The 20,199-nt window shown below is 46.3% G+C and carries 19 protein-coding genes and 1 other RNA gene; 5 read left to right on the top strand and 15 right to left on the bottom strand.

Annotated features, from left to right (window positions below; genetic code table 11):
* Positions 1 to 30: 30 nt before the first annotated feature.
* From nuoK to QUA77_RS18425, 13 genes are all read right to left on the bottom strand, one after another.
* A complete protein-coding gene (nuoK, locus tag QUA77_RS18485; RefSeq protein WP_228042566.1) occupies positions 31 to 336 on the bottom strand; it encodes an NADH-quinone oxidoreductase subunit NuoK in 306 nt (101 codons plus the stop codon).
* A gap of 79 nt (positions 337 to 415) precedes the next feature.
* Positions 416 to 1,039, bottom strand: a complete 624-nt coding sequence (locus tag QUA77_RS18480; RefSeq protein ID WP_333042048.1) for an NADH-quinone oxidoreductase subunit J — start codon at positions 1,037 to 1,039, stop codon at positions 416 to 418.
* Positions 1,040 to 1,155: 116 nt separating this feature from the next.
* The gene (gene ndhI, locus QUA77_RS18475; protein WP_333042046.1) at positions 1,156 to 1,731 is read right to left on the bottom strand and encodes an NAD(P)H-quinone oxidoreductase subunit I; all 576 of its coding nucleotides are present in this window, start codon (positions 1,729 to 1,731) and stop codon (positions 1,156 to 1,158) included.
* Between the two features lie 103 nt (positions 1,732 to 1,834).
* A complete protein-coding gene (nuoH, locus tag QUA77_RS18470; protein WP_333075256.1) occupies positions 1,835 to 2,953 on the bottom strand; it encodes an NADH-quinone oxidoreductase subunit NuoH in 1,119 nt (372 codons plus the stop codon).
* Between the two features lie 351 nt (positions 2,954 to 3,304).
* Positions 3,305 to 3,695, bottom strand: a transfer-messenger RNA (tmRNA) gene (gene ssrA / locus QUA77_RS18465).
* 231 nt (positions 3,696 to 3,926) lie between these two features.
* The gene (locus tag QUA77_RS18460) at positions 3,927 to 5,702 is read right to left on the bottom strand and encodes a protein kinase domain-containing protein (protein ID WP_333451662.1); all 1,776 of its coding nucleotides are present in this window, start codon (positions 5,700 to 5,702) and stop codon (positions 3,927 to 3,929) included.
* Positions 5,703 to 5,763: 61 nt separating this feature from the next.
* Positions 5,764 to 6,000, bottom strand: coding sequence for a type II toxin-antitoxin system Phd/YefM family antitoxin (locus QUA77_RS18455; RefSeq protein ID WP_333451660.1), 237 nt, complete (start codon positions 5,998 to 6,000; stop codon positions 5,764 to 5,766).
* Between the two features lie 92 nt (positions 6,001 to 6,092).
* Positions 6,093 to 7,025 carry a hypothetical protein gene (locus tag QUA77_RS18450; RefSeq protein ID WP_333451657.1) on the bottom strand — a complete coding sequence of 311 codons (933 nt, stop codon included), beginning with the start codon at positions 7,023 to 7,025 and terminating at the stop codon, positions 6,093 to 6,095.
* Positions 7,026 to 7,210: 185 nt separating this feature from the next.
* Positions 7,211 to 7,498 (bottom strand): hypothetical protein, encoded by a 288-nt coding sequence (locus QUA77_RS18445; protein ID WP_333451655.1) that lies wholly within the window; start codon positions 7,496 to 7,498, stop codon positions 7,211 to 7,213.
* Positions 7,499 to 7,635: 137 nt separating this feature from the next.
* Positions 7,636 to 8,163 carry a GNAT family N-acetyltransferase gene (locus tag QUA77_RS18440; protein ID WP_333451653.1) on the bottom strand — a complete coding sequence of 176 codons (528 nt, stop codon included), beginning with the start codon at positions 8,161 to 8,163 and terminating at the stop codon, positions 7,636 to 7,638.
* A 41-nt stretch (positions 8,164 to 8,204) separates the two neighbouring features.
* Positions 8,205 to 10,199 carry a glycosyltransferase family 39 protein gene (locus QUA77_RS18435; protein ID WP_333451650.1) on the bottom strand — a complete coding sequence of 665 codons (1,995 nt, stop codon included), beginning with the start codon at positions 10,197 to 10,199 and terminating at the stop codon, positions 8,205 to 8,207.
* 271 nt (positions 10,200 to 10,470) lie between these two features.
* Positions 10,471 to 11,049 carry a hypothetical protein gene (locus QUA77_RS18430; RefSeq protein ID WP_333451649.1) on the bottom strand — a complete coding sequence of 193 codons (579 nt, stop codon included), beginning with the start codon at positions 11,047 to 11,049 and terminating at the stop codon, positions 10,471 to 10,473.
* Positions 11,050 to 11,060: 11 nt separating this feature from the next.
* On the bottom strand, positions 11,061 to 11,363 hold the full coding sequence (locus tag QUA77_RS18425) for a hypothetical protein (protein ID WP_333451647.1): 303 nt from the start codon (positions 11,361 to 11,363) through the stop codon (positions 11,061 to 11,063).
* Between the two features lie 47 nt (positions 11,364 to 11,410).
* Here QUA77_RS18425 and QUA77_RS18420 point away from each other — a divergent pair, with 47 nt between their 5' ends.
* Both QUA77_RS18420 and QUA77_RS18415 read left to right on the top strand, forming a co-directional pair.
* Positions 11,411 to 11,743 carry a DUF565 domain-containing protein gene (locus tag QUA77_RS18420; RefSeq protein ID WP_333451645.1) on the top strand — a complete coding sequence of 111 codons (333 nt, stop codon included), beginning with the start codon at positions 11,411 to 11,413 and terminating at the stop codon, positions 11,741 to 11,743.
* Between the two features lie 311 nt (positions 11,744 to 12,054).
* Positions 12,055 to 13,215 carry a glycerate kinase gene (locus tag QUA77_RS18415; RefSeq protein WP_333451643.1) on the top strand — a complete coding sequence of 387 codons (1,161 nt, stop codon included), beginning with the start codon at positions 12,055 to 12,057 and terminating at the stop codon, positions 13,213 to 13,215.
* A gap of 208 nt (positions 13,216 to 13,423) precedes the next feature.
* Here the strand turns inward: QUA77_RS18415 and QUA77_RS18410 are convergent, their stop codons facing one another.
* Positions 13,424 to 13,792, bottom strand: coding sequence for a hypothetical protein (locus QUA77_RS18410; RefSeq protein ID WP_333451641.1), 369 nt, complete (start codon positions 13,790 to 13,792; stop codon positions 13,424 to 13,426).
* Positions 13,793 to 14,120: 328 nt separating this feature from the next.
* Between QUA77_RS18410 and QUA77_RS18405 the strand changes: the two genes are divergently transcribed.
* On the top strand, positions 14,121 to 14,648 hold the full coding sequence (locus QUA77_RS18405) for an orange carotenoid protein N-terminal domain-containing protein (protein ID WP_333042028.1): 528 nt from the start codon (positions 14,121 to 14,123) through the stop codon (positions 14,646 to 14,648).
* 249 nt (positions 14,649 to 14,897) lie between these two features.
* Here QUA77_RS18405 and QUA77_RS18400 read toward each other — a convergent pair whose 3' ends face one another.
* On the bottom strand, positions 14,898 to 16,766 hold the full coding sequence (locus tag QUA77_RS18400; protein ID WP_333451639.1) for a PAS domain-containing sensor histidine kinase: 1,869 nt from the start codon (positions 16,764 to 16,766) through the stop codon (positions 14,898 to 14,900).
* A gap of 398 nt (positions 16,767 to 17,164) precedes the next feature.
* On the opposite strand from QUA77_RS18400, the gene QUA77_RS18395 reads away from it, so the two are divergent.
* Together QUA77_RS18395 and QUA77_RS18390 are read left to right on the top strand one after the other, a co-directional pair.
* Entirely contained in the window at positions 17,165 to 17,884 is a 720-nt protein-coding gene (locus tag QUA77_RS18395) for a response regulator transcription factor (protein WP_333451637.1), read from the top strand.
* A 439-nt stretch (positions 17,885 to 18,323) separates the two neighbouring features.
* Complete coding sequence (locus tag QUA77_RS18390) at positions 18,324 to 19,976, top strand: alpha-amylase family glycosyl hydrolase (RefSeq protein WP_333451635.1); 1,653 nt, start codon at positions 18,324 to 18,326, stop codon at positions 19,974 to 19,976.
* Positions 19,977 to 20,199 lie beyond the last annotated feature (223 nt).

Raw genomic sequence — 20,199 nt, 5'->3', positions numbered from 1 at the left:
GATGACTAATGACTGATGACTATTGATGAATTACCACTTCAGCAAGTTAAATTCTTCCATGTCTACGGTATTGCGGTTGCGATAAATGGCCAAAACAATTGCCAAACCCACCGCAGCTTCAGCCGCCGCTACCGTAACTACAAACACGGTAAATACTTGCCCCTTAATTTGTACAGGGTCGAGATAATTGGAGAAACCCATCAAATTGAGATTGACAGCATTCAGCATCAACTCGATCGACATCAACACGCGCACTGCATTTCTGCTGGTAATCAAACCGTAAATACCAATACAGAAAAGAGCGGCGGCTAATAACAGGAAATACTGGAGTTGCAGTTGCATAAATTTTGCGATTTTGTCTCAATCTAAAGTTACTACAAAACTAACACTATGGTGCGCTTAGCGCACCATAATATTACTTAGATTCTGGCGAAGACACATCTCCGGCAGAAACTAATTCGCGAGGTCTTTCCGGCAAACTCAAAGCAGGTGTTTCGGATAGCTTTTTTGACAGTTCATCCGGGAAGAAATCGCGGCGCGCCAACACAATTGCTCCCACCATTGCCATCAACAAAAACACTGATGCTAACTCGAAAGGCAGCAAAAAGTCGGTGAAGAAATGTTTGGCGATAGTGACGATCGAACTTTCGGCAGGTGCTCCCGTCGTCGCGACAATAGCCCAAGGAGTAGACACCACCATCGTACCCAAAAGCGCAAACAAGCCTACGCAAACTACTGCTGTTGCTATTTGACGCACCCAAGCGTTGGGAATTGTGCGGAAATCTTCGCGCTTGTTTACCAACATAATCGCAAACAAAATCAAGACGTTAACAGCGCCAACATAAATCAATACCTGCGCTGCTGCTACAAAGTCGGCATTCAGCAACAAGTACAAGCCGGCAATGCTAGTAAATACGCCGCACAGCAAAAATGCTGAGTAAACGATATTTGAGAACAGCACTACTCCTAGTGCTCCTGCAATCATCATTACCGACAGTATTCCAAATGAAACAATTTGAACCCCTTCAGCTAGATTCACAATTTTTTATCCTCAATTATTAGTTTTCTATTGTTCGTTTTTACTCATTAGTTAGCAGTCATTAATAATTGGTTATTTCACTAATGACTGATGACTGCTGACTAATGAGTAATTACTTACTTTTCGATAATTTCCTCTGGACGCAGACCGGCGCGGCGATCGGTGTAGGAAACTTCATGAGGGTCGATCGCACCTTTCGGCAAATAAGCGAATTCCCGCATCGGTGTCACCATCGGATCGTCTGTAACCTTGTAGGGTAAACGTCCGAGGGCCACGTTGTCAAAATTCAATTCGTGACGTTCGTAGGTGGCCAACTCATACTCTTCTGTCATCGACAAACAATTAGTCGGACAATATTCTACGCAGTTGCCGCAGAAGATACACACTCCGAAATCGATACTGTAGTGCTTGAGTTGCTTCTTCTTAGTTTCTTTGTTAAATTCCCAATCCACTACAGGTAAGTTGATCGGACACACCCGAACACATACTTCGCAGGAGATGCACTTGTCAAATTCAAAGTGAATTCGACCCCGGAAACGTTCCGAAGGAATTAGTTTCTCGTAAGGATACTGCACCGTAATCGGCCGGCGTCTCATGTGGTCAAAAGTAACAGATAGCCCTTGACCGATATACTTAGCAGCTTGAAGAGTCTCTTTGGCGTATTCGCCTACTTGATTGAGGAATTTTAGCATGGTGTTCTCTCTCTGTACTTGAGTTTTTGGTGATTGATAATTAATAATAGGTAATTGGTTAACAGCTATTTTTGTTTAGCTGTTGCCCTTTACCTATTATTAATTAACCGCCAAAAGCAAAGGGAAAGGCAAGTTTCAAAGCTGCGGTCAATAGCAAATTAACTAGAGCAACGGGAAGTAAAAACTTCCATCCCAAATCTAGCAATTGGTCGATCCGAACTCGCGGCAGAGTCCAGCGGAGCAGAACTGCCAGAAACAGGAAAAAGTAGGCTTTCAGCATCGTCATTGTAATGCCCAGCAAGCCGGTAATTACCTGCAACCAAGGAGTCGTTTCGCTCAATCCCAGGGCATTTGTCAGCACTTCGACAGGAATCGGGCATTCCCAACCGCCGAGGTACAAAACTGCTACTAGCAGGCAAGAAAGGACGAGGTTAACGTAGGAAGCGATATAGTACAAAGCAAATTTCATGCCTGTGTACTCAGTCTGATATCCTGCTACCAATTCTTCTTCTGCTTCCGGGAGGTCAAAGGGCAAGCGTTCGCATTCTGCTAGTGCTGCAATCCAGAAAATCAGGAAACCTGCGGGTTGCCGCCAGATATTCCAGCCGACAATGCCGTAGCCGGCTTGCTGGTGTACGATGTCGATCGTACTGAGGCTATTGGACATCATCACGACTGCCAATACTGCCAAAGCTAGGGGAATTTCGTAGCTGAGGGATTGAGCGGCGGCTCTGAGTCCTCCGAGGAGGGCGTATTTGTTGTTTGAAGCATAGCCGGACATCAGCAAGCCGATCGGCTGAATGCTAGAAAGAGCAATCCACAGAAATATCGCTGTCCCCATATCGGCGATCAGCATATGCTCTCCGAAGGGCACGATTAAGTAGGAGAGAAAAACTGGAATCACCACAATTACCGGGCCTAGGGTAAATAGCAGCGCGTCAGCTTTCGCCGGTACAATGTCTTCTTTGAATACCAACTTCAGACCGTCAGCAACGGGTGCTAAAACTCCCAGAGGGCCGATGAATTCCGGGCCTACCCGCTGTTGAGCGGCGGCGGAAATTTTCCGTTCCAGCCAGACGCTAGTGAGTACCCCGAAGACGGCAGCGACAATCATCAGCAACATTGGCAGCGGTAGCCAAAGCACTTGGGCGATGTCCGCCGGTAAGCCCAAATTCATGAGGGCTTCTACGAAACTTCCTTGTAAGTCAATTCCTGGGTTCATTTGTCCAGCTTTTGAGCGATCAGCATATAATTTTTCACCCGTCCTTCGTAGGAGTAGGCTTAGAAATCGGGGTCTTTGTAAAGATTTTTAATGCTTTACCGCCTAATAGTATATCGCCCGACAGGCTCCAAGAACGCACAGACAGGGTGAAGTTCTAATTATATGAGCCTGCAGCGTAGCTAATGGATGGGTAATTTATGTATTTTTACTTAGCCGATCGAGCTGATCGATTTTAGATTTTAGGTTTTAGATTGAATGCCAAACAAAAGGGCCCAGAGTTAACTCTGAGCCCTTTTAATGCTGTAAAGTGGCTTTCAAATGGCTTAAACCATTGATTTTACGTCACTTGTTTTATGGAACTGGGCAGAATCGAACTGCCGTCCAAAGCGGGTATTTACCTTCCGATCGTTCACAGGTTTATCCCCTCTAATCCTCGGGGCGGGAACCATCTTTATCCCAAATGGGGGGATTTTCTAGTGATTGCTTTCCTAGCTAGCCGACTAGAAACGTTTAGCTAGGGCATCCGTTGGGGGTTGTTATGCTACCTTTAACGGAGTGAGGTGGCATACACTCTAAACCGAGCTCAAGAAGTTTTTAGGCTACAGCTACGGCTTTGCGAGCGAAAGGAACGATGTTGTTCGCATTTACTATTTTTTTTGAGCCGATATTAACGAGAGTAGACTCCCTCTCGACCTGCATCACGGAGCAGCTTTCGCCACCCTGTCGAAACCATTACAGCCCCTCGTGTGTTCTTTTATGATAGACAATATTTCGTGTTGCGTCAAGTCAACCGATTTTAGATTTTGGATTTTGGATTTTGGCACAAAGCTGAGTCGGGAATATTTACATCTTGCACCATTTTCTTGAACAGGCTTTCCGGCCTGTTCCACAAGAGTTGAGTTTTCCTGTGGGGTGGGCCCCAGAACCCGCCCAGGTTTATTGACAAGGGTGCAAAATGTCAGCCCTGCCAAGTTTAATGCAAGTTGTCGTCCCAGACGCCGATGTAAATCCGATCGCGCTCGTTGCGTTCGATCATCCCTTCGAGCGAACCCTTCCTAAACGTAAACCGATTGCTCCGGCGCTGCTGCACGTCGCCCAAGCCTTGCAAAATCTCCTGGCTGGCGCCGCCCACCATCCCGTTTAAGGCGGTTCGCACCACCAAATCGTCCACCGACTGGGCAAAAGAACCCTCTGTTTGTACTAGCTCGCCCGAATCGCGATCGTAAATGTAGCCGAGAGTAATCCGATTGGGCAATATTTCGTAAAGTGCCGTGCGAGTATTCGGCCAATAGCCCCGCGCTTGAGAGTCAGTCGGTTCTCCCAATTCGGATAAAATCTGACTTTCCGCCGTACCAACGGCATACCCAGGGATTGTGGGAGTCTTCTGATAACTGGTTCCCGGTTGTTCGCTGGGTGCGGGCGATCGATCTGGCGGCAGCTCTTTGTCAACAAGTTTTTCTGTTGGTGTAGGTTCGACAGCCTCGGGAGAAGGCGCTGGTGTTGGCGCTGGGGCGGGTGTTGGAGTTTCAGCAGCGGGCGCTGGTGTTTCAACAGCAGGCGCTGGTGTTTCAGCATCCGGCGCTGGTGTTTCAGCAGCCGGCGGAGTTTCTCTGCGAGTCGGGGCTGGCGTTGATGTCGGCGCGGGAATTGGTGCGGGGCTTGAGCGCGCGTCTGGATCAGCAGGGGCCGAAGTGCGATCGTCCTGGGCCACCGGTGCGGGTTCTGAAGACGGCCGGTTGAGGAAAACCCTCGCAATCCCGACCAAACCTGCCACCATAAGTGCGATCGCCACGAACCCCAAAATCCACCAAACCTTGCGGTTGCTGTCTCCAGAAGACACCACAGCAGGCGCTGTTCTGGAACCCGCAGGCGACTGAGGCCCGTGTCCCGGAATCACCGCCACCGTCGGCCCGGTGCTCGGCGACGCTGCACCAGGAGGCTGCCCGTGCAGCAGCGACAGCCACTCATCCACGGTAGCAGGGCGATTTTGAGCTTCTACCGTCATCCCCCGCATCACCGCAGAGCTGACAGCCGCACTTAGCTCAGGCCGCAAGTCGCGGGGTGATGGCATCGGTTGGCTGGTGCGTAAAATTGCAGCCACCGGCACCTGTGCTGTCAGCAGAGTATAAAGCGTCGCCGCCATACCGTAAACATCTGTGGCGGGCGTATATTTTCCTTGAGCAAAATACTGTTCTGGCGGCGCGTAGCCGTCGGACACCATATTAGTGTGACTTTGGGTTGCACCGGGAGTAAACTCGCGGGCAATGCCAAAGTCAATCAGCACGACTTCCTGAGTACCTTGGCGCAAAAGAATGTTTTGCGGCTTGACATCTCGGTGCAGCAAACCCTTTTGATGAACAACTTTTAAAGCAGAGCCAATTTGAGTGATGTAGAGAATTGCGAGATTTTCTGGCAACGGATTATTTGAACCGACTACATCGCCCAAATTCTGACCGGCTATGTAGTCCATCACCATGTAAGGCTGCCCGTCTTCCACAAAGAAATCGCTGACGCGGACAATATTCGGATGAACGCAGGAAGCTAACCGCCTCGCTTCGTCTTGAAACTTGCGATCGAACTCAGCAAAATTGGGTTGCTGCCGCAGAGATTCGTTGAGGGTTTTAATGACTACAGGCTGTCCTAAATAGCGGTGATTTGCCCTGAAGGTTATTCCAAAGCCGCCGCGTCCCAATTCTTGTTCGAGGGTGTACTTTCCACCCTGTAAAGTTTTGCCGATTAGCGCATCCATATGTCCAGGCGATCGCGTACCAGAGAATATGGCTGATTATTGCACGTATGGTCGGCTCTCCTCACCAGTCCAAAGAGCGATCGCAATCCTCGATCGGCGTTGCCATTCCTTCCCGAATTGATTCCCGCATCCCCGGCACTGAGAGAAGATACAGTGTTTCCTGAACATATGCGGAGTCTGATTCAGATAATAACACTGCATTGCTAGTCTGTCCTGCGATCGCGATCGGTTGAAGAGACTGACTCATGGGAGCGATCGACTGCTGCAACTGCTTTTGGGCTTCATTGATTGGAATCATAATTTTCCACTTGTCTAAATACGCTTTTCTCGATGATGTGGGGTGGCTGTAGACACTCCCTTAATTATGAGCTATATTTCTCAATTGCTTATCTAGTTTTGTACTTGATTAACAGTACTATCTTCAAAAGAGCATTCTGTAAATACTAAAGATTGACTATCTTTATTCAACCGTATCGAGATAAGTTCAGCAATAACTTGAGAAAAAGGTACTATAAACCTAAACAAAGAAAGTAAAATAACTAATCTAACTACTCCAACTATATTTTCAACAAATGGAAATCGATCGAATAGCGAGAAAACTGGAGGAATCACAAAATACATAATCAACAAGCTCAAAAAATTTGCAACTTGCTCTCTTTCATTGAGTATTTTAGTTGCAGATCTAGAACTAAACTCAACATCACCATTTTCATTATACGGATGCGGAGTCAATTTAATTTCTGAATCACTACTGACAACAAAACGAACTCCTAATGCTTGATTTCTCTCTATGTGCCCTATTCGACATTTTCTTTCAGAATCTTTAAGTCCTGCATCATCTATTTTTTCCACCTTCATTTCAGGATGAGGTTGTGGATCAAAGTAGAAATCAATTATCCTAGATCCTTCCGAAAACTCGAATCTTATTTCCTCCGATTTCACAACTGAATTTCCAGTATTTTCTAGATCAAACTTCACATTTGACAAGTTAACTATTTCTTGATTTTCATACAAAACTTTGACTTTATTTTTAAGATTTTTATCGATATTCACAAGACCAGATTCAATATTTAAGCTGTAGGACAATCTCTTGCCACTTCCACTCTTTTTACTTATCCCCGCTAAAGCATAACCACCCAGAAACGCCAGAACCGCAGAAAGAATTGCTACTGCCACGCTCTGTAAAAACGTCTTATCTAGAAATATATTGTTTGTATTACTCGGAGGACTAGGAGTTTGTGCATAGGTCAACGGTGAAACTGATCCAAAGAGAATCATAGCAATTATAAAAATCAATATAAACTGAATGTGCTTCTTACTCATACTCTTTAACCTCAACTCTAGTTACCGCATAATACTCTACAAAAGATCATACCACACACCAAAATAGTCTGACTGTTATTGCTTTAGTGGTCTCACAAAAATTTCTACGTTAACTTTGACACGGATCGTGGGTCAAGGATGCAAGCCAGTTTGTATCCCAAATCACCTGGTTCCTCGAACACTATTCACATAAATAGCGAGCTATTTCTCGAACCGCCTGTCTCGTCGGCTCGCTGATTGACATCTTCAGCCACCATCATTGCATTGATGTGCGTAAAGATGCGATCTAATTCCCCAATGGCGTCGAGTTCCGCTACCTCTTCTGCCATTAGTTGGTCTGCCTTCTTCTTCTCTAACAATTGTTCCATGCGCTGTTGCAGCGATTCACTAAATTTGAACAACTTCCACCCATCCACTTTTTCAATGCAAATCTCATGGATTAACGAGGAGGGTTTGTTGAGAATTGAAACCATTGTAGGCTCCGAACTTCGGGTTTTAGGTAGTGACTAAATTATAGCTTTTATTCAATCTGCCAGATTTAATGCTCCAACAGAGAACCTTCAAATTACCGCCAAAACCAGTGGCTTAAACAACGAAACGGCGTTACAGTTCAAGTCGGATGATATTCATCCCTGCTTATTTGCCATCGCCATATCTTGCCTTCTTCAGGATCGTCCACCTCTGCAATGAACTTCATTCCTACTTTTTGCAACACGCTATTCGAGGCATTTTTTTCAGCTAAAGTGTGGGCGATGACTGCTTTCACCTCCTCGTGAGCGAAAGCATAATCGATCATTCCCTGTGCCACCTCAGTTGCAAATCCGCGATTCCAATATTCGGAAGCAATTTCATAACCTATCTCTATAGTCCCCGACTCATCAGGTGAGCCTGTGAAACCTCCATTGCCGACAAGCACTTGATTTTTTGGATGAATAAAGAAGTAGCTGTGCCAGTCAGTTGGAGGCGGATTGGATTCGGAAGATTCGTCAACAGGGAGGGAAAATGCTTCCGGGAAAAGAGGCCAGCTATTAGGCACTATGACATTTAAAATTGCTGCAAGCTCGCTTTTACTTCGTAAGAAAGCTTCTATGTGAATCCTTTCGACGGCAAGTAGTTGAAGATTCTTAGTTGTAATCATTTTTCTACCTTGTTTAACAAGTATTAGTCACACTATAGGCACTATCGAAACGCTTGTCTCGGAACCCTAGCGAGTTGGTAAGCACCCCGACTTTCCAACAATTGATATTGATTGGGCTGCAATCCTAATTGCACAAATTTCTCTGGATATCCCAGCAACAAAATAGAGGGAGAAGTTGGGTTTTTAGATTGCTTAATGTAGTCGATCGCCTTTGTGACAGCTCGGTAGTAAGTCACCGGCTCTTGGGTATAAAAAACCAGACTTGGTTTCCAGAAACCAACCATAATAAACTCTTCCCCTGGCAGCTTTTGTTGAACGGCAACCTGCGCTAACTGTCTCAGAGGTAACTGGCGGTTGATATCAACCACTTTGTAGGCCGGAGTAAGACCAAAGATGATAAATGCTACTAACCCGATGAGGTTAGCAACCAAAATCCAGCGCTGTTGCCGCTTCCAGAGTAAAAGTGCGATCGCCACCGCTGTAATTATCCAAATCGTACCGCCGACAATCAGCAATCCCGACTGCTGAATTGCTTGGGGAAAATTGGGCATTGCCGGGTCATCTCCCAGCCAGTTGTAGCTGTAGAAAGTTGCTCCGGCTACAATTAATAAAAATATGACATTAAAAATGTATGTAGCTAACAGCCCTCGCGGTAAAGAATTAGGTTTCTTTTCTAACTTTATGCGCCTGTTTTCAGGTTCGTTGCCTGCAATAATATCGCTCCACAGCAGCGTTACCAAAATCGCAGCGGCGGGGATTAAAGGCAATACATAACTGGGCAATTTGGTCACGGCGATCGTAAAAAAGCCAAAAATGCAGCCGAACCAAAATAAGGCAAATAAACTCAACTGAGCCGATCGCGGTTGACGACGCCAGTAACTGCGCTGCCAAAAACGGGTGCGGGCGATAGCCACCGGCAAATAAATCGACCAAGGTGCAAAACCCACTAGCACTACAAAAAAGTAAAAATACCAAGGCGCCGAGTGCTTGTTGACTACTCCAGTAAAACGCTGGAAATTGTGATAGCCGAAAAAGCTGTCAATATAAGTTTGACCGTTGGCTAAAATAACCAAAATGTACCAAGGCAGGGCGATCGCCAGAATAATCAAGATTCCCGACACCGGACGCATTTCGCGCCAAAGTTGCCGAAAATTGCCCAAATAAAGCCCGAAGCTGCCAACAATCAGCGCTGGCACGACAATTCCCACAGGCCCCTTAGCCAGAATTGCTAAGGCAATTAGTACGTAAAAAGTCAGATACCACTTATTGGGAAATCGGGAAGCGGAAACAGTGGAAAATTCTGCTTGTTCTCTCTGTTCTTCTAGAGTGTAACCGAGGAAAAATGCGAGCAGCGCCGAACACATACAGGCGACTAATAGCATATCTGAAACGCCAGTCCGTCCCCAGGCAATAGTTTGGGGATTTAAAGCTATTAGGGCCGCACCAATCCAAGGAGTAGAAAAAAAGAGGGGAAGACGGCGAGTTTTGAGTGTTGAGTTGTTATTGTCTGTTTCTTCTTCCGGCTTCCATCGAACTTCTTCCTGCTTCCTGACATCCGTTAAATCCCGTACAGTGCTCGTTGTCGAACTTCGTTCTTCCTGCGAGTGAGTGAACTTTTGTAGGGTATAAAATCCGAGGCAAGTCAGCCCGATCGCACACAAAGCCGAGGGAAGACGCACGGCCACTTCGTTAACGCCCAGAGTGCGGTAAGCCACGGCCATCAGCCAGTAAATCAGCGGCGGCTTGTCAAACCTGGTTTCGCCGTTGAAATAAGGAGTGATGAAATCCCCTGTCACCGTCATTTGACGGGCGGCTTCGGCAAACAACGGTTCGGTTTCGTCAACTAAACCGATGTTGCCGAGATTCCACAAGAAACCTACCCAGGCGATCGCGAACAGCCACAACAGCGACAGCAGCAAAGGTGCGATCCTCTTCGAGGGCTTCGCTAACGGGCGATTCCTAAACTCTGACAAATTTTTAATAACTTCCTTCACCCAAACTTCCTGCGATTTTAGATTTAAAATTTTAGCTCGCATAGAGAGTCTACCGAAAGATTCGCATTCTCGAAACTCCCAATTCGATCAAATCCGGTTAAATAGAGATGTTGCACCCTTCTCCACAAGGCTTTCATGGGCGGGCTCTCCTACCCACCCCACAAGAAAATTCACTCTTTGTGGAACAGGCCGGAAAGCCTGTTCTTTATAATGATGCCGCTATGTGAGGTTAACTCGCATAGTGGCATCGTTCTCAATAAAACCGTATCAACCGGGTTTCTTGACCAAAATCTCGGCACCTGCAGCTAAGCGTTCACGGCTGCAAAATTAATTGCCATTCTCGGGCTGTGCTGTTCCAAGCGGGCGAGGCTGTCTCCCCGGCGACGTAAGGGCCCCAGTAGTGGCGAGAACCATCCTGAGCAAAAACCACTAAAATGTCTCCCCGTTTGACTTGTAACTTGCCCTCCGGCAGCGATAGCATCAGTCCCTTGTCGCCACCTTCTCCGGGCGCAAAATCCCAGTGCGCGGGTTTGCCGTAGGATTCCTTGGCTTGCCGTTTCGACAGCAGGGCCACTCGCACTGGGTGTTCGCTGCGGTTGCTGACGCGCAGACTGCCGGCGGCTTTAGTATTTGCAGGGATTGAGGAAAGCAATTCCTCCTCTGATTGTGGGGGGGTTGGTGTTGAGTCGGGCTTGGGCTCGCTGGCGGTGTCTGCAGAAGCTGTCGCGACTGGGGAAACGGGGGGTATTAGGGGGAGTGCGGTGGCTTGTGAGGGCCAATCGCTGGACTGATTGGAACCGTGGGAGATAGTGATTTCAAAACGTCCTAGAAACATTCCTGTAATTAGGACGATCGACACTCCAATTACGATCTGGTAAATTTTAAGATTCATAAATTTTAGGCTTAAAGGATAGACTGCACCCGCAATGAGTCTTCACTATTTTTAATGTAAAACCAGGGGCTGCTGTGCCACAAGATACAGTTACACTTAATTACTTGACCGTTCTCGGCTATAGCTCGCCGATCGCTCAATACCATCTTAGATGTTAAATTTGAGATTTTAGATGGCGACATACTGACTCCGGTAAGAATTTGCAGTTGGTCGGGAGAGGCATTTGTTGACTCATCGGTATAGCTTTTAATACCAGTTGAAAAAAAGAATACCACTATAGGCCCGTACTCCCAACCCCAATATTCATCAGTCATTCCGCATCTCAAATCTCAAATCTCAACTCTCAAATCGTATAACTTTTATGCAAAATACCCGAATTAACAGATTAATTGATGTTCTGGGCGATCGCTTCCGAGGCTGGCTGAGCAATCCTTGGCGGCGGATTTCGCTTCTGATAATTAGCCTGCTGTTCGGCACTTTTTTGGGAACCGCTATTTCGACGATCGCCGGACAATCTGCGGATTGGGATATTATCGCGGCCGGGCTGTTGGTGTTGTTGACCGAGTTGGTGAACTGGCTGGTTTACGGTGGCCCGCGGTCTGTCGCCCGTTCTTTGTGGGTGGAGATGCTCAATGCTCTGAAAATTGGTCTGACTTACAATTTATTTGTGGAGGCTTTCAAACTCGGCTCGTGAAAAATGCTCAAATATTTGTCCGTTGTAGATAGTATTTATATAAACCTACGCTTAAAAAAATTGAATCTGTAGTGCCGAGTTTAGTGTCAGTCGATTTGAGATTTTAGACTTCGGCGTCAGCCCTCAGTCGAAGGAGTTTAGATTTGAGATGTATTCCACAGATGAATTGGGGATTTTGAACTAGGGTCTAAATTTGGGAGCTCTCCACGACCGGAGTTGGGGCTTGTATCCGTTTTGAGTGGGGTCAAATATTTGTCAATTGCAGATAGTATTTGTACAAAACCCGCCCCCGCATAGAGAGTTTTTAGGATATGGATCGATCGACTGTAACCCCTGTTGAAATTTTACATCGGTGGCAAGCCGGCGATCGCCCGATCGCTCGCGACTTCGATCAACTGGCTTTTTGGGAACTTGCAGACGATTTGCGATCCTCTTCGAGGGCTTCGCTAACGCGCGCTTTTGGCATTACTCCCGACAATGTAGCCGATGTTGTCCGCTGCAAAACCGATTTATTCTTTACTCTTCTTGACGAACTGCATACTTTCCCGCTAAGGTCAACTGTTTTCCTCGAAACTTTGTGGAATCTGTGGCTGCCGCTGGCCATGCAATTATCGGCTGCAAAACAAAGTTTAAACCGTCCTTTAATTCAAGGAATTTTAGGAGTGCAAGGAACGGGAAAAACTACTTTATGCCAAGTTTTGAGGCTGATTCTGGGAAAATTGGGATATTCTACTGTCAGCCTTTCTCTAGACGATCTTTACAAGACGTATGCCGATCGCCAACAACTCCAAAAAGCTGACCCGCGTTTGATTTGGCGCGGCCCCCCCGGCACTCACGATATTGACTTGGGAATCGCAGTTTTAGACAAGTTGCGCGGTTCTCAAACTCACAACTTAGCAGCAGTAGACAATCCCAAATCAGATGCCCTCAAACCGGATTTAATTAATAAAAATATAGAAATTCCCAGGTTTGACAAATCAGCCTATGGAGGTGCAGGAGATAGAAGTCAACCCGAAATTATTTCCGGTGCGGATATTGTACTTTTTGAAGGTTGGTTTGTCGGTGTGAATCCGGTGGTTGATGCCAAATTAAACGAGTTTTTGGCGGGTGCACCGTTTCCAATTTCCACAGAAAGCGACTGTCAGTTTGCGCGCGATATGAATGCGAAGTTGCACGACTATTTGCCGCTGTGGAACCGATTAGATCGGTTGATGGTTTTGTATCCCCAAGATTATCGCCTTTCTCAAGTGTGGCGCAATCAGGCGGAACGGGAAATGATGGCGGCGGGAAAGCCGGGAATGTCAGAAGCTGAAATTAATCGGTTTGTTGAATATTTCTGGAAAGCGCTGCATCCAGAGTTATTTATTAAGTCAATACTGGAGGGCGAGCGCGTGGATTTAGTAATTGAAATTTTGGGCGATCGCACTGTCGGCAAAATTTGTCGGGCGATCGACTTAAAATTAAACCTTTAAGGACACAACTTTGTTGTGTCCCTACCCTATTGCAGCCTTTAAGGACACAACATTGTTGTGTCCCTACTGTATAGCAGCTTATCGTGCACTCACTTGACAATTCAGAACTTATGCAAAACGTGATTTGACGCGGGAATTATAGGGGTAAGGCGGGGAATCAGCACCCTACAATACAGAGGTTTTGCATCGAGGATCGAGAATTTCTAAATTAACTGCCAGGAGTACCAAGATCGATCGCTTTCTGCATCAAATCGTCGGTAACTTCGCCCGGTGTACCTGCAGGCGTAATGTCCTGAGCCATCGAACGAAAATCAGCGGGATTACCGCTGGTATCTGCCGGCTTTGCCATATTATCTTGAGCAGCGGGAATAGGAAATTTAGGTGCAGTTGCAGCGGCTGCAGCTTGAGCGCCGGCACCTGTGCGATCGATGTCACTAACGCTGAATTCTTTTGAAGCTTCGTAGTCTGCTGATACATTAACGGTCGGCAACTTTTGTTCTCCAGCTTCCGCGCTTTCAGTGATCTGCTGAGCGTCAAAGTTTTCAATGTTATTTGGTTCTGTATTGATTTCAGACATAGCCGACTCCTTGCTAGTTTTATTTAACAATTCACTGTATCAATTATTACTTCTATCCCCAGGCTTTTTCATCTACCCGCAGATGTATCGTTGGCTTCTATCTTAAGGATGATTTATTCTAGGGTGGTGCATTAACATTACGCCACTTTCTGAAAAGAATGCAGCTTTAAATGAGCTCCCAACCTATACATACTAAGCCATTCCCCATTGTTTAATCTAAAATCTAAAATCTAAAATCTAAAATCGTATTACCTCTCGGGGATGGTGACTTGTACTTACAAATCTTGATATTTGTATATTCTGGAAGCATTTTTAAGGAATTTTGTTTATGAACTCACCCGCCGCCACCAATCCTCACTCTCTCTCCAACGACACTAAAAACATCGTTCAGACAATCAACGGGTTGGGTACAGATGAAAAACTGGCGCTGCTCTACTTTGTTTATGAAAAAATGGGAGATTCAATTACACCAGCCGCTCCCGCCGCCGCCGAACCAGAATTAGCTCCCATGTTGCTGGATGATTTTTACAAGCTTTCCCATGACCAACAACTGAATATAATGCGCGGTATTGTTAACCGCGACGACACGCCCTATTCCCACGCTTACGGAGCTTTAACTGCTAACAATCAGTTGGTAGTTTGGTATGCTTGGGCTATTGGTATGGGGGAAACAATTGTCGATATCCCCGAAGGATATGAGGCAACTGAGGCTGTCAATGGCGTGTTGGGTCAAATTGAAGGTCTTGAGTTTGAACAGCAAATTACAGTGCTGCGCGACGTAGCTAATAATATGGGCTACACCGATGTTAAACCAATTGCTACTCAGGCGGAAGTAGGGAAAACTTCTAGTCTTTAGATAAGAGTCTGGTGTTGCAACCTATCCTACACAAACTCTCCTCCTAGCAGAGAGAGACTCAAGAATAAAGGAATTACCCAAAACCTCTATATGTAGGGTGCGCCGAGGTGCACCCTACCGCTATAATTACTAGGTAAAACCTTTTTTGGCTCTTACTGATATTTATTCTTTCGTGTCTTAGAGAGGGACGAAAGTTTTTGTATGAGCAGTTAAAATCGGCTCTTCTGAGAAATATAAAAAGGTCTTCAGTCAGCAAGTGAGTTTTTTAGGGTAAACTTTTCGCGGGAATTCCATCCGAAATATCGAACCTTTGTTGGGTTGACTTTCGGCAGTAATTGTACCGTCGATCATCTTGACTAAAGAAGCACAAATAGCTAGTCCTAAACCAGTGCCGGGATATTGGCGAGTTGTACTTTGGTCGCCTTGGTGGAACTTGTCGAAAATGTGGGGAAGATCCTTTTCACAGATGCCGATTCCTGTATCCCGAACAGTGATCATTAACCGATCGCAATTTGATTCCCGCACCTCAATGTAAATGCTCCCCTCATGCGTGAATTTAACGGCGTTGGAAACGAGATTCACCAAAATTTGCCGCAGGCGCAACTTGTCATTCACTATCAACTGATCCTGCAAGCAGACGCTGACGGACAATGCCACGTTCTTATCGGTGGCTTGATTTCCGAATTCCAGGGCGACATCGATTACTAAATGCGCTAAATTAAATTTTTCAATTTTTAATTCAGTGCGGCCACTCTCGATTTTGGAGAGGTCGAGAATATCGTTAATTAGCAGTAGCAGGTTTTTGCCGTTATGTAAAATGCGCCCCACCATTTCTGTTTGCTGGGCGCTCAGCAGTTGTTTGTGCTGGCGCAGCAGCAATTGGGAAAAGCCGATAATCGAATTCATGGGAGTTCGCAATTCGTGGGACATAATGCCCAAAAATTGCGATTTTAACTTGGCTGCTTCTAGCAGTTGCAATTTTTGCTGTTGAATGCGTCGCGCCTGATTTTCCAGTTCTTCCTGCTGGCGAATTAGCAGCTCGTTTTGCAAGTCTAAAAGCTGTTCCTGCTTTTTTAATTTTTCGATCGCCAGCGCGTTGTTAATCGCGATCGCAGCTTGTTTTCCCATCACCGCCAGCAGTTGCTGAGTATGCCTGTCAATCGCCCTGCTGTCTTTGCCGTTGCCGATTGCCAACACACCCAAACGCCCGCTTGGCGCGGACTCGATCGCCGCAGCACAGGCCGCCGCCGGCAGCCCGCAGTCGCCAGACTCCGACCGCAACAGTACAGACTCTCCCGTCGCAAATGCTTTCCACAGCAGCTTGTTTTGCACGTGCGGGGTTGTGCCCTCACCAAAGTTTTCCGTGCCCCCGACAGCGCTGACTTTCAGGCCGCTGCAATCGTACTCCAGGAGAGCAACTAAGCAAAATTCCGCTCCTGTGATCGCCTCTACAGTCGCATCCGCAATGCCTTGCAACAACTGGCACAAGCTACCCGCGCGCTGGCTCAACAGATTTGTAAATCGATCGATCGCGTGCAACTCGTGTTCCCCGTCCCGTACCGTCCGGGCTTCACACCAATTTTTTACTGTAAAATTGTTTTCCGAGGGCACTTGATCGGGCAAAAATTCTGGTTCTGCTTGGGGTGCGGCTGGAGTTTTTTGGATGGCGTCGATGTCGGTGTAGGTTCCCGCCCACTCCAAAACTTCCTGACTGTCTAGATTAGCGGGCGTTCCTCTGGCCAGGTTCCAGCGGTAAATGCCCTCTCGCGTCCGCAGACGAAATATAATTTCGTAATTTGACGCCGGGAACTTAGAAGTGTGCGATCTCGCCAAAAGACGAGGACGGTCTTCTGGGTGGACCTGCGCCAGATAGCCGAAACCCAAAGCTGCTGCTGCTGGTACGCCGGTGTACTCCTCCCAGCGCTGACAGAAATAAGTCGCCCAGCCGTCGGCATTTGTTTTCCAAACTATGTGAGGAATTGCGGACCACAGGCGATCGTCCTGAGTTTTGCAATCGCCAACTTGCGGTTGGGGGGATGTTATTTCAGATACTTTGTCTAAGATTTCAGAGTCGGAAAACTCCAACGCAAAAGACTTATTGCCGTCATACTGAGTCATAACAGGTTATATAAATAAGCATTGGACTTGAGCCCTAACACCGGCTAAAGACTCGTGCTGCTAGCTTTATTGATTTTGACGAGCCAAGTGCATCAAAATTTTTTATACTTTAAATTTATCTGGGTAGTGATATCTTTACCTCTATCAACGGGCGGACACTGAGATAATTCAGTTAAAATGTTGAAACATTGAGAGCTTACCTGTCCCGAGGAAGGCTCGTGCAGGCATCGCCGCAAAATAACTTAAAAATTAACTTGCATTCTTGGCTGCTGCATGAGTATGCTTAAAAATGATGTGCAGCCTGTAAAACCATAAATCAGGACACATTCTCAAATTTACTCAGTTTATCTGAGTCAGTTGACGATATTTTAAAAGTTTAGCGGGCTATTGGAAGAAAGATGAGTAAAATTCGCGTTGCTTTGGTAGAAGACCATGACCTGACAAGAGTTGGCATTCGCACAGCTTTACAACAGCGTGACACTATAGAAGTTGTCGGCGATGCAGCTAACGCTACAGATGGATTGAAACTGCTTCAGTCTTCAAAACCTGACGTGGCAATTGTAGACATTGGGCTGCCGGATTTTGATGGCATTGAACTTACACAAAAGTTCAAAAAAACCGTAGCGGAGTCCGATCCAGATACAAAAATTTTGATTCTGACTTTTCAGGATAATGAAGAAGAAGTTCTGGCAGCTTTTGCCGCCGGAGCTGATTCTTACTGCATGAAAGATATTAGCTTCGATCAGTTATTAGATGTAGTAAAAGTAACTCACGAAGGTAATTCTTGGATCGATCCGGCGATCGCCCGTATCGTCCTGAAACAAGCTCGCACTCAGGAACCTGCACCGGAAGAACCGAAGGCTGAGGGCAAAAGAGTCACAATTAAGGCTGCTGAACCTGAGTTTAGTCACATCATTGAGACTTACCCTTTAACGGAACGGGAATTAGAGGTTTTGGAACTGATCGTGCAGGGTTACAGCAATGCTGCAATCGCCGAAAAGCTCTACATTACTGTCGGTACAGTCAAGACTCACGTCCGCAATATTTTGAACAAGTTGTGTGCTGATGACCGCACTCAGGCTGCCGTTCTCGCCCTGCGTTCTGGCTTGGTTGGATGAAGCCTTATCATCAGGCAAAATCAAGTTAAAAGTAGGGTGCGCTAGGCGCACCTTACGACCACTGATTTAGGGTGTGCAGTGCACACCGACTGACTAATTGTTTATTATTAAAAAAAGCAAAAGTTTAAATCCGCATCTATCCCAGTATAGATATTTTATTTAAACTTTTGAGAAGTAAATCTATCTTGAGATAGATGATAAAAAAAACTCATATTACTAATACTTATTGTTGAGCGATCCCCAGTTAGATAAATTTCGCTCGCACTGCCAATATTGCGCGAGATCAATTCAGAAAAGGCGCAGGCAGAGGCAAGAATAACATACTTTTAGGAATACTTAAGCCTTAAAAAAATTATATCCGCAGAGCGATGCTGAGTTCGCTTAAAGTTGCGAAATTAAAAGTATCAACTGCTACTGAAATATTTTAGAAAGAGGTATTATGGCCGCCCCAATTGAATTCAAGTTATTTGCTCCCTATAACAAAGGAGCTGCCTTGATTGGCTCTTTTTCTAATTGGGAAGAGATTCCGATGGAAAAGGACGAAGAGGGTTATTTCCGCACGCGAGTTGAGTTGGAGGATGGCGTTTATCAATACAAATTTCGCGTTCAGTCGAAAAGCTGGTTTCTGGAAGCGGATCAGTGGGTAGATATAGTCGATCCCTACGCGACTGATATCGACGATCCTACTCAAAACGGCCTTGTTCGGATCAAAGATGGCGATCGCATTGTCGATACCTATGTTTGGAAACACGACGATAAACCGCTACCGGCCGATCGGGAATTAGTGATTTATGAAATGCACGTTGCTGACTTTTCCGGTGGCGAAGCCGATCCCCTCGCCCGCGGCAAGTACAAGCACGTCGTCGAAAAACTCGATTACCTAGTCGAACTCGGCATCAACGCGATCGAACTCATGCCCCTCAAAGAATACCCAGGCGACTACAGTTGGGGCTACAACCCCCGCTACTTCTTCGCTGCCGAGTCCAGCTACGGAACCACAGAAGAACTCAAAAACCTGATAGACGAGTGTCACGGGCGCGGTATTCGCATCATCATGGACGGGATTTACAACCACTCGGAATCATCGAGCCCCCTCACTCAAATCGATCACGATTATTGGTATCACCACGAACCCCGCGATCCCGACAACAATTGGGGCCCAGAATTTAACTACGAATTCTACGACGAAAATTTAGGCACTTTCCCGGCGCGCAGATTTGCTGGCGATACAGTCCGCTTCTGGATTCAAGAATATCATCTCGACGGCATTCGTTTCGACGCGGCCCGACAAATTGCTAACTACGATTTTATGCACTGGGTAGTTCAAGAAGCCAAAAATGCCGCCGGCCCCAAACCGTTTTATACCGTTGCCGAATACATTCCCGACGAGCCCAGCATCACGAATCTAGACGGGCCGATGGACGGCTGCTGGCACGACAGTTTCTATCACTCCATAATTCCACAACTGTGCGGGGACAATTTTGATTTAGAACGGCTCAAAGAGGTAATCGACTGCAAGCGGCAAGGTTACTTGGGTGCTACGAATGTAGTCAATTATTTGAGTAATCACGATCACGATCGCGTTTTTGCCGAATTGGGCGATCGCGGAATTTTGGATGAAGCCGCCTTCAAGCGGGCAAAGTTGGGAACCGTGCTGTTAATGACAGCAGTTGGCGTGCCACTGATTTGGATGGGCGAAGAATTTGGCGAATACAAAGGCAAAACAATTGAGCAATCTAAAATTGACTGGACGCTGCTAGGAAATGAGATGAATAAAGGTTTGTGGGAATACTACAAAGGCTTGATTCACCTGCGTAAAAATAACCAAGCACTTTACACAGAAAACATTGAATTTTTCCACGAAGATCCAGACTCGAAAGTTTTTGCTTACACTCGCTGGAACGATGAAGGTTCGAGAGTTGTAGTAGTGGCGAATATGTCGGAAAATTATCTGGCAGGTTACAGCGTTCCCCACTTCCCTGCCAACGGAACTTGGCACGAATGGACGGGTAATTATGATATTGAATCGGGCGATCATAATATTATGATTGACTTGCCGGAATACGAAGCGAAAGTGTTTGTTTGGCAGTAAGTTGTTCGGCATTGAAAGCACTCATTCCCCATTCAAAAATATCAGGACTGAAGTTCTTACTACAAACCCGAAAAAAAATGTTGGTAGTAATACCAATTTAATGTGAAGTTGCACATATCTCGATCCCCCTCGCATCCCCCTTAAGACATTTGTGACAAGTTAAGAAAAAGTGCAAATTGTCAAGGGGGTAGACCAAAAAAGGTAAAATAGGATGAAACCTTTA

Origin of the sequence: Microcoleus sp. K5-D4, assembly GCF_036704575.1 — a bacterium.
Lineage (GTDB): Bacteria > Cyanobacteriota > Cyanobacteriia > Cyanobacteriales > Microcoleaceae > Microcoleus.
Note: the sequence above shows the minus strand (reverse complement) of the source record. Positions and strands in the feature narration are given on the sequence as shown.

Bases quoted from the DNA above. Each gene is read 5' to 3' on its own strand.
- QUA77_RS18390 (WP_333451635.1), top strand. From the start codon at position 18,324: ATGGCCGCCCCAATTGAATTCAAGTTATTTGCTCCCTATAACAAAGGA.
- QUA77_RS18400 (WP_333451639.1), bottom strand. From the start codon at position 16,766: ATGACTCAGTATGACGGCAATAAGTCTTTTGCGTTGGAGTTTTCCGAC.
- QUA77_RS18415 (WP_333451643.1), top strand. From the start codon at position 12,055: ATGGATCGATCGACTGTAACCCCTGTTGAAATTTTACATCGGTGGCAA.
- QUA77_RS18430 (WP_333451649.1), bottom strand. From the start codon at position 11,049: ATGAATCTTAAAATTTACCAGATCGTAATTGGAGTGTCGATCGTCCTA.
- QUA77_RS18395 (WP_333451637.1), top strand. From the start codon at position 17,165: ATGAGTAAAATTCGCGTTGCTTTGGTAGAAGACCATGACCTGACAAGA.
- QUA77_RS18435 (WP_333451650.1), bottom strand. From the start codon at position 10,199: ATGCGAGCTAAAATTTTAAATCTAAAATCGCAGGAAGTTTGGGTGAAG.
- QUA77_RS18440 (WP_333451653.1), bottom strand. From the start codon at position 8,163: ATGATTACAACTAAGAATCTTCAACTACTTGCCGTCGAAAGGATTCAC.
- QUA77_RS18445 (WP_333451655.1), bottom strand. From the start codon at position 7,498: ATGGTTTCAATTCTCAACAAACCCTCCTCGTTAATCCATGAGATTTGC.
- ndhI (WP_333042046.1), bottom strand. From the start codon at position 1,731: ATGCTAAAATTCCTCAATCAAGTAGGCGAATACGCCAAAGAGACTCTT.
- nuoH (WP_333075256.1), bottom strand. From the start codon at position 2,953: ATGAACCCAGGAATTGACTTACAAGGAAGTTTCGTAGAAGCCCTCATG.
- QUA77_RS18450 (WP_333451657.1), bottom strand. From the start codon at position 7,025: ATGAGTAAGAAGCACATTCAGTTTATATTGATTTTTATAATTGCTATG.
- QUA77_RS18460 (WP_333451662.1), bottom strand. From the start codon at position 5,702: ATGGATGCGCTAATCGGCAAAACTTTACAGGGTGGAAAGTACACCCTC.
- QUA77_RS18420 (WP_333451645.1), top strand. From the start codon at position 11,411: ATGCAAAATACCCGAATTAACAGATTAATTGATGTTCTGGGCGATCGC.
- QUA77_RS18455 (WP_333451660.1), bottom strand. From the start codon at position 6,000: ATGATTCCAATCAATGAAGCCCAAAAGCAGTTGCAGCAGTCGATCGCT.
- QUA77_RS18410 (WP_333451641.1), bottom strand. From the start codon at position 13,792: ATGTCTGAAATCAATACAGAACCAAATAACATTGAAAACTTTGACGCT.
- QUA77_RS18405 (WP_333042028.1), top strand. From the start codon at position 14,121: ATGAACTCACCCGCCGCCACCAATCCTCACTCTCTCTCCAACGACACT.
- QUA77_RS18425 (WP_333451647.1), bottom strand. From the start codon at position 11,363: ATGACTGATGAATATTGGGGTTGGGAGTACGGGCCTATAGTGGTATTC.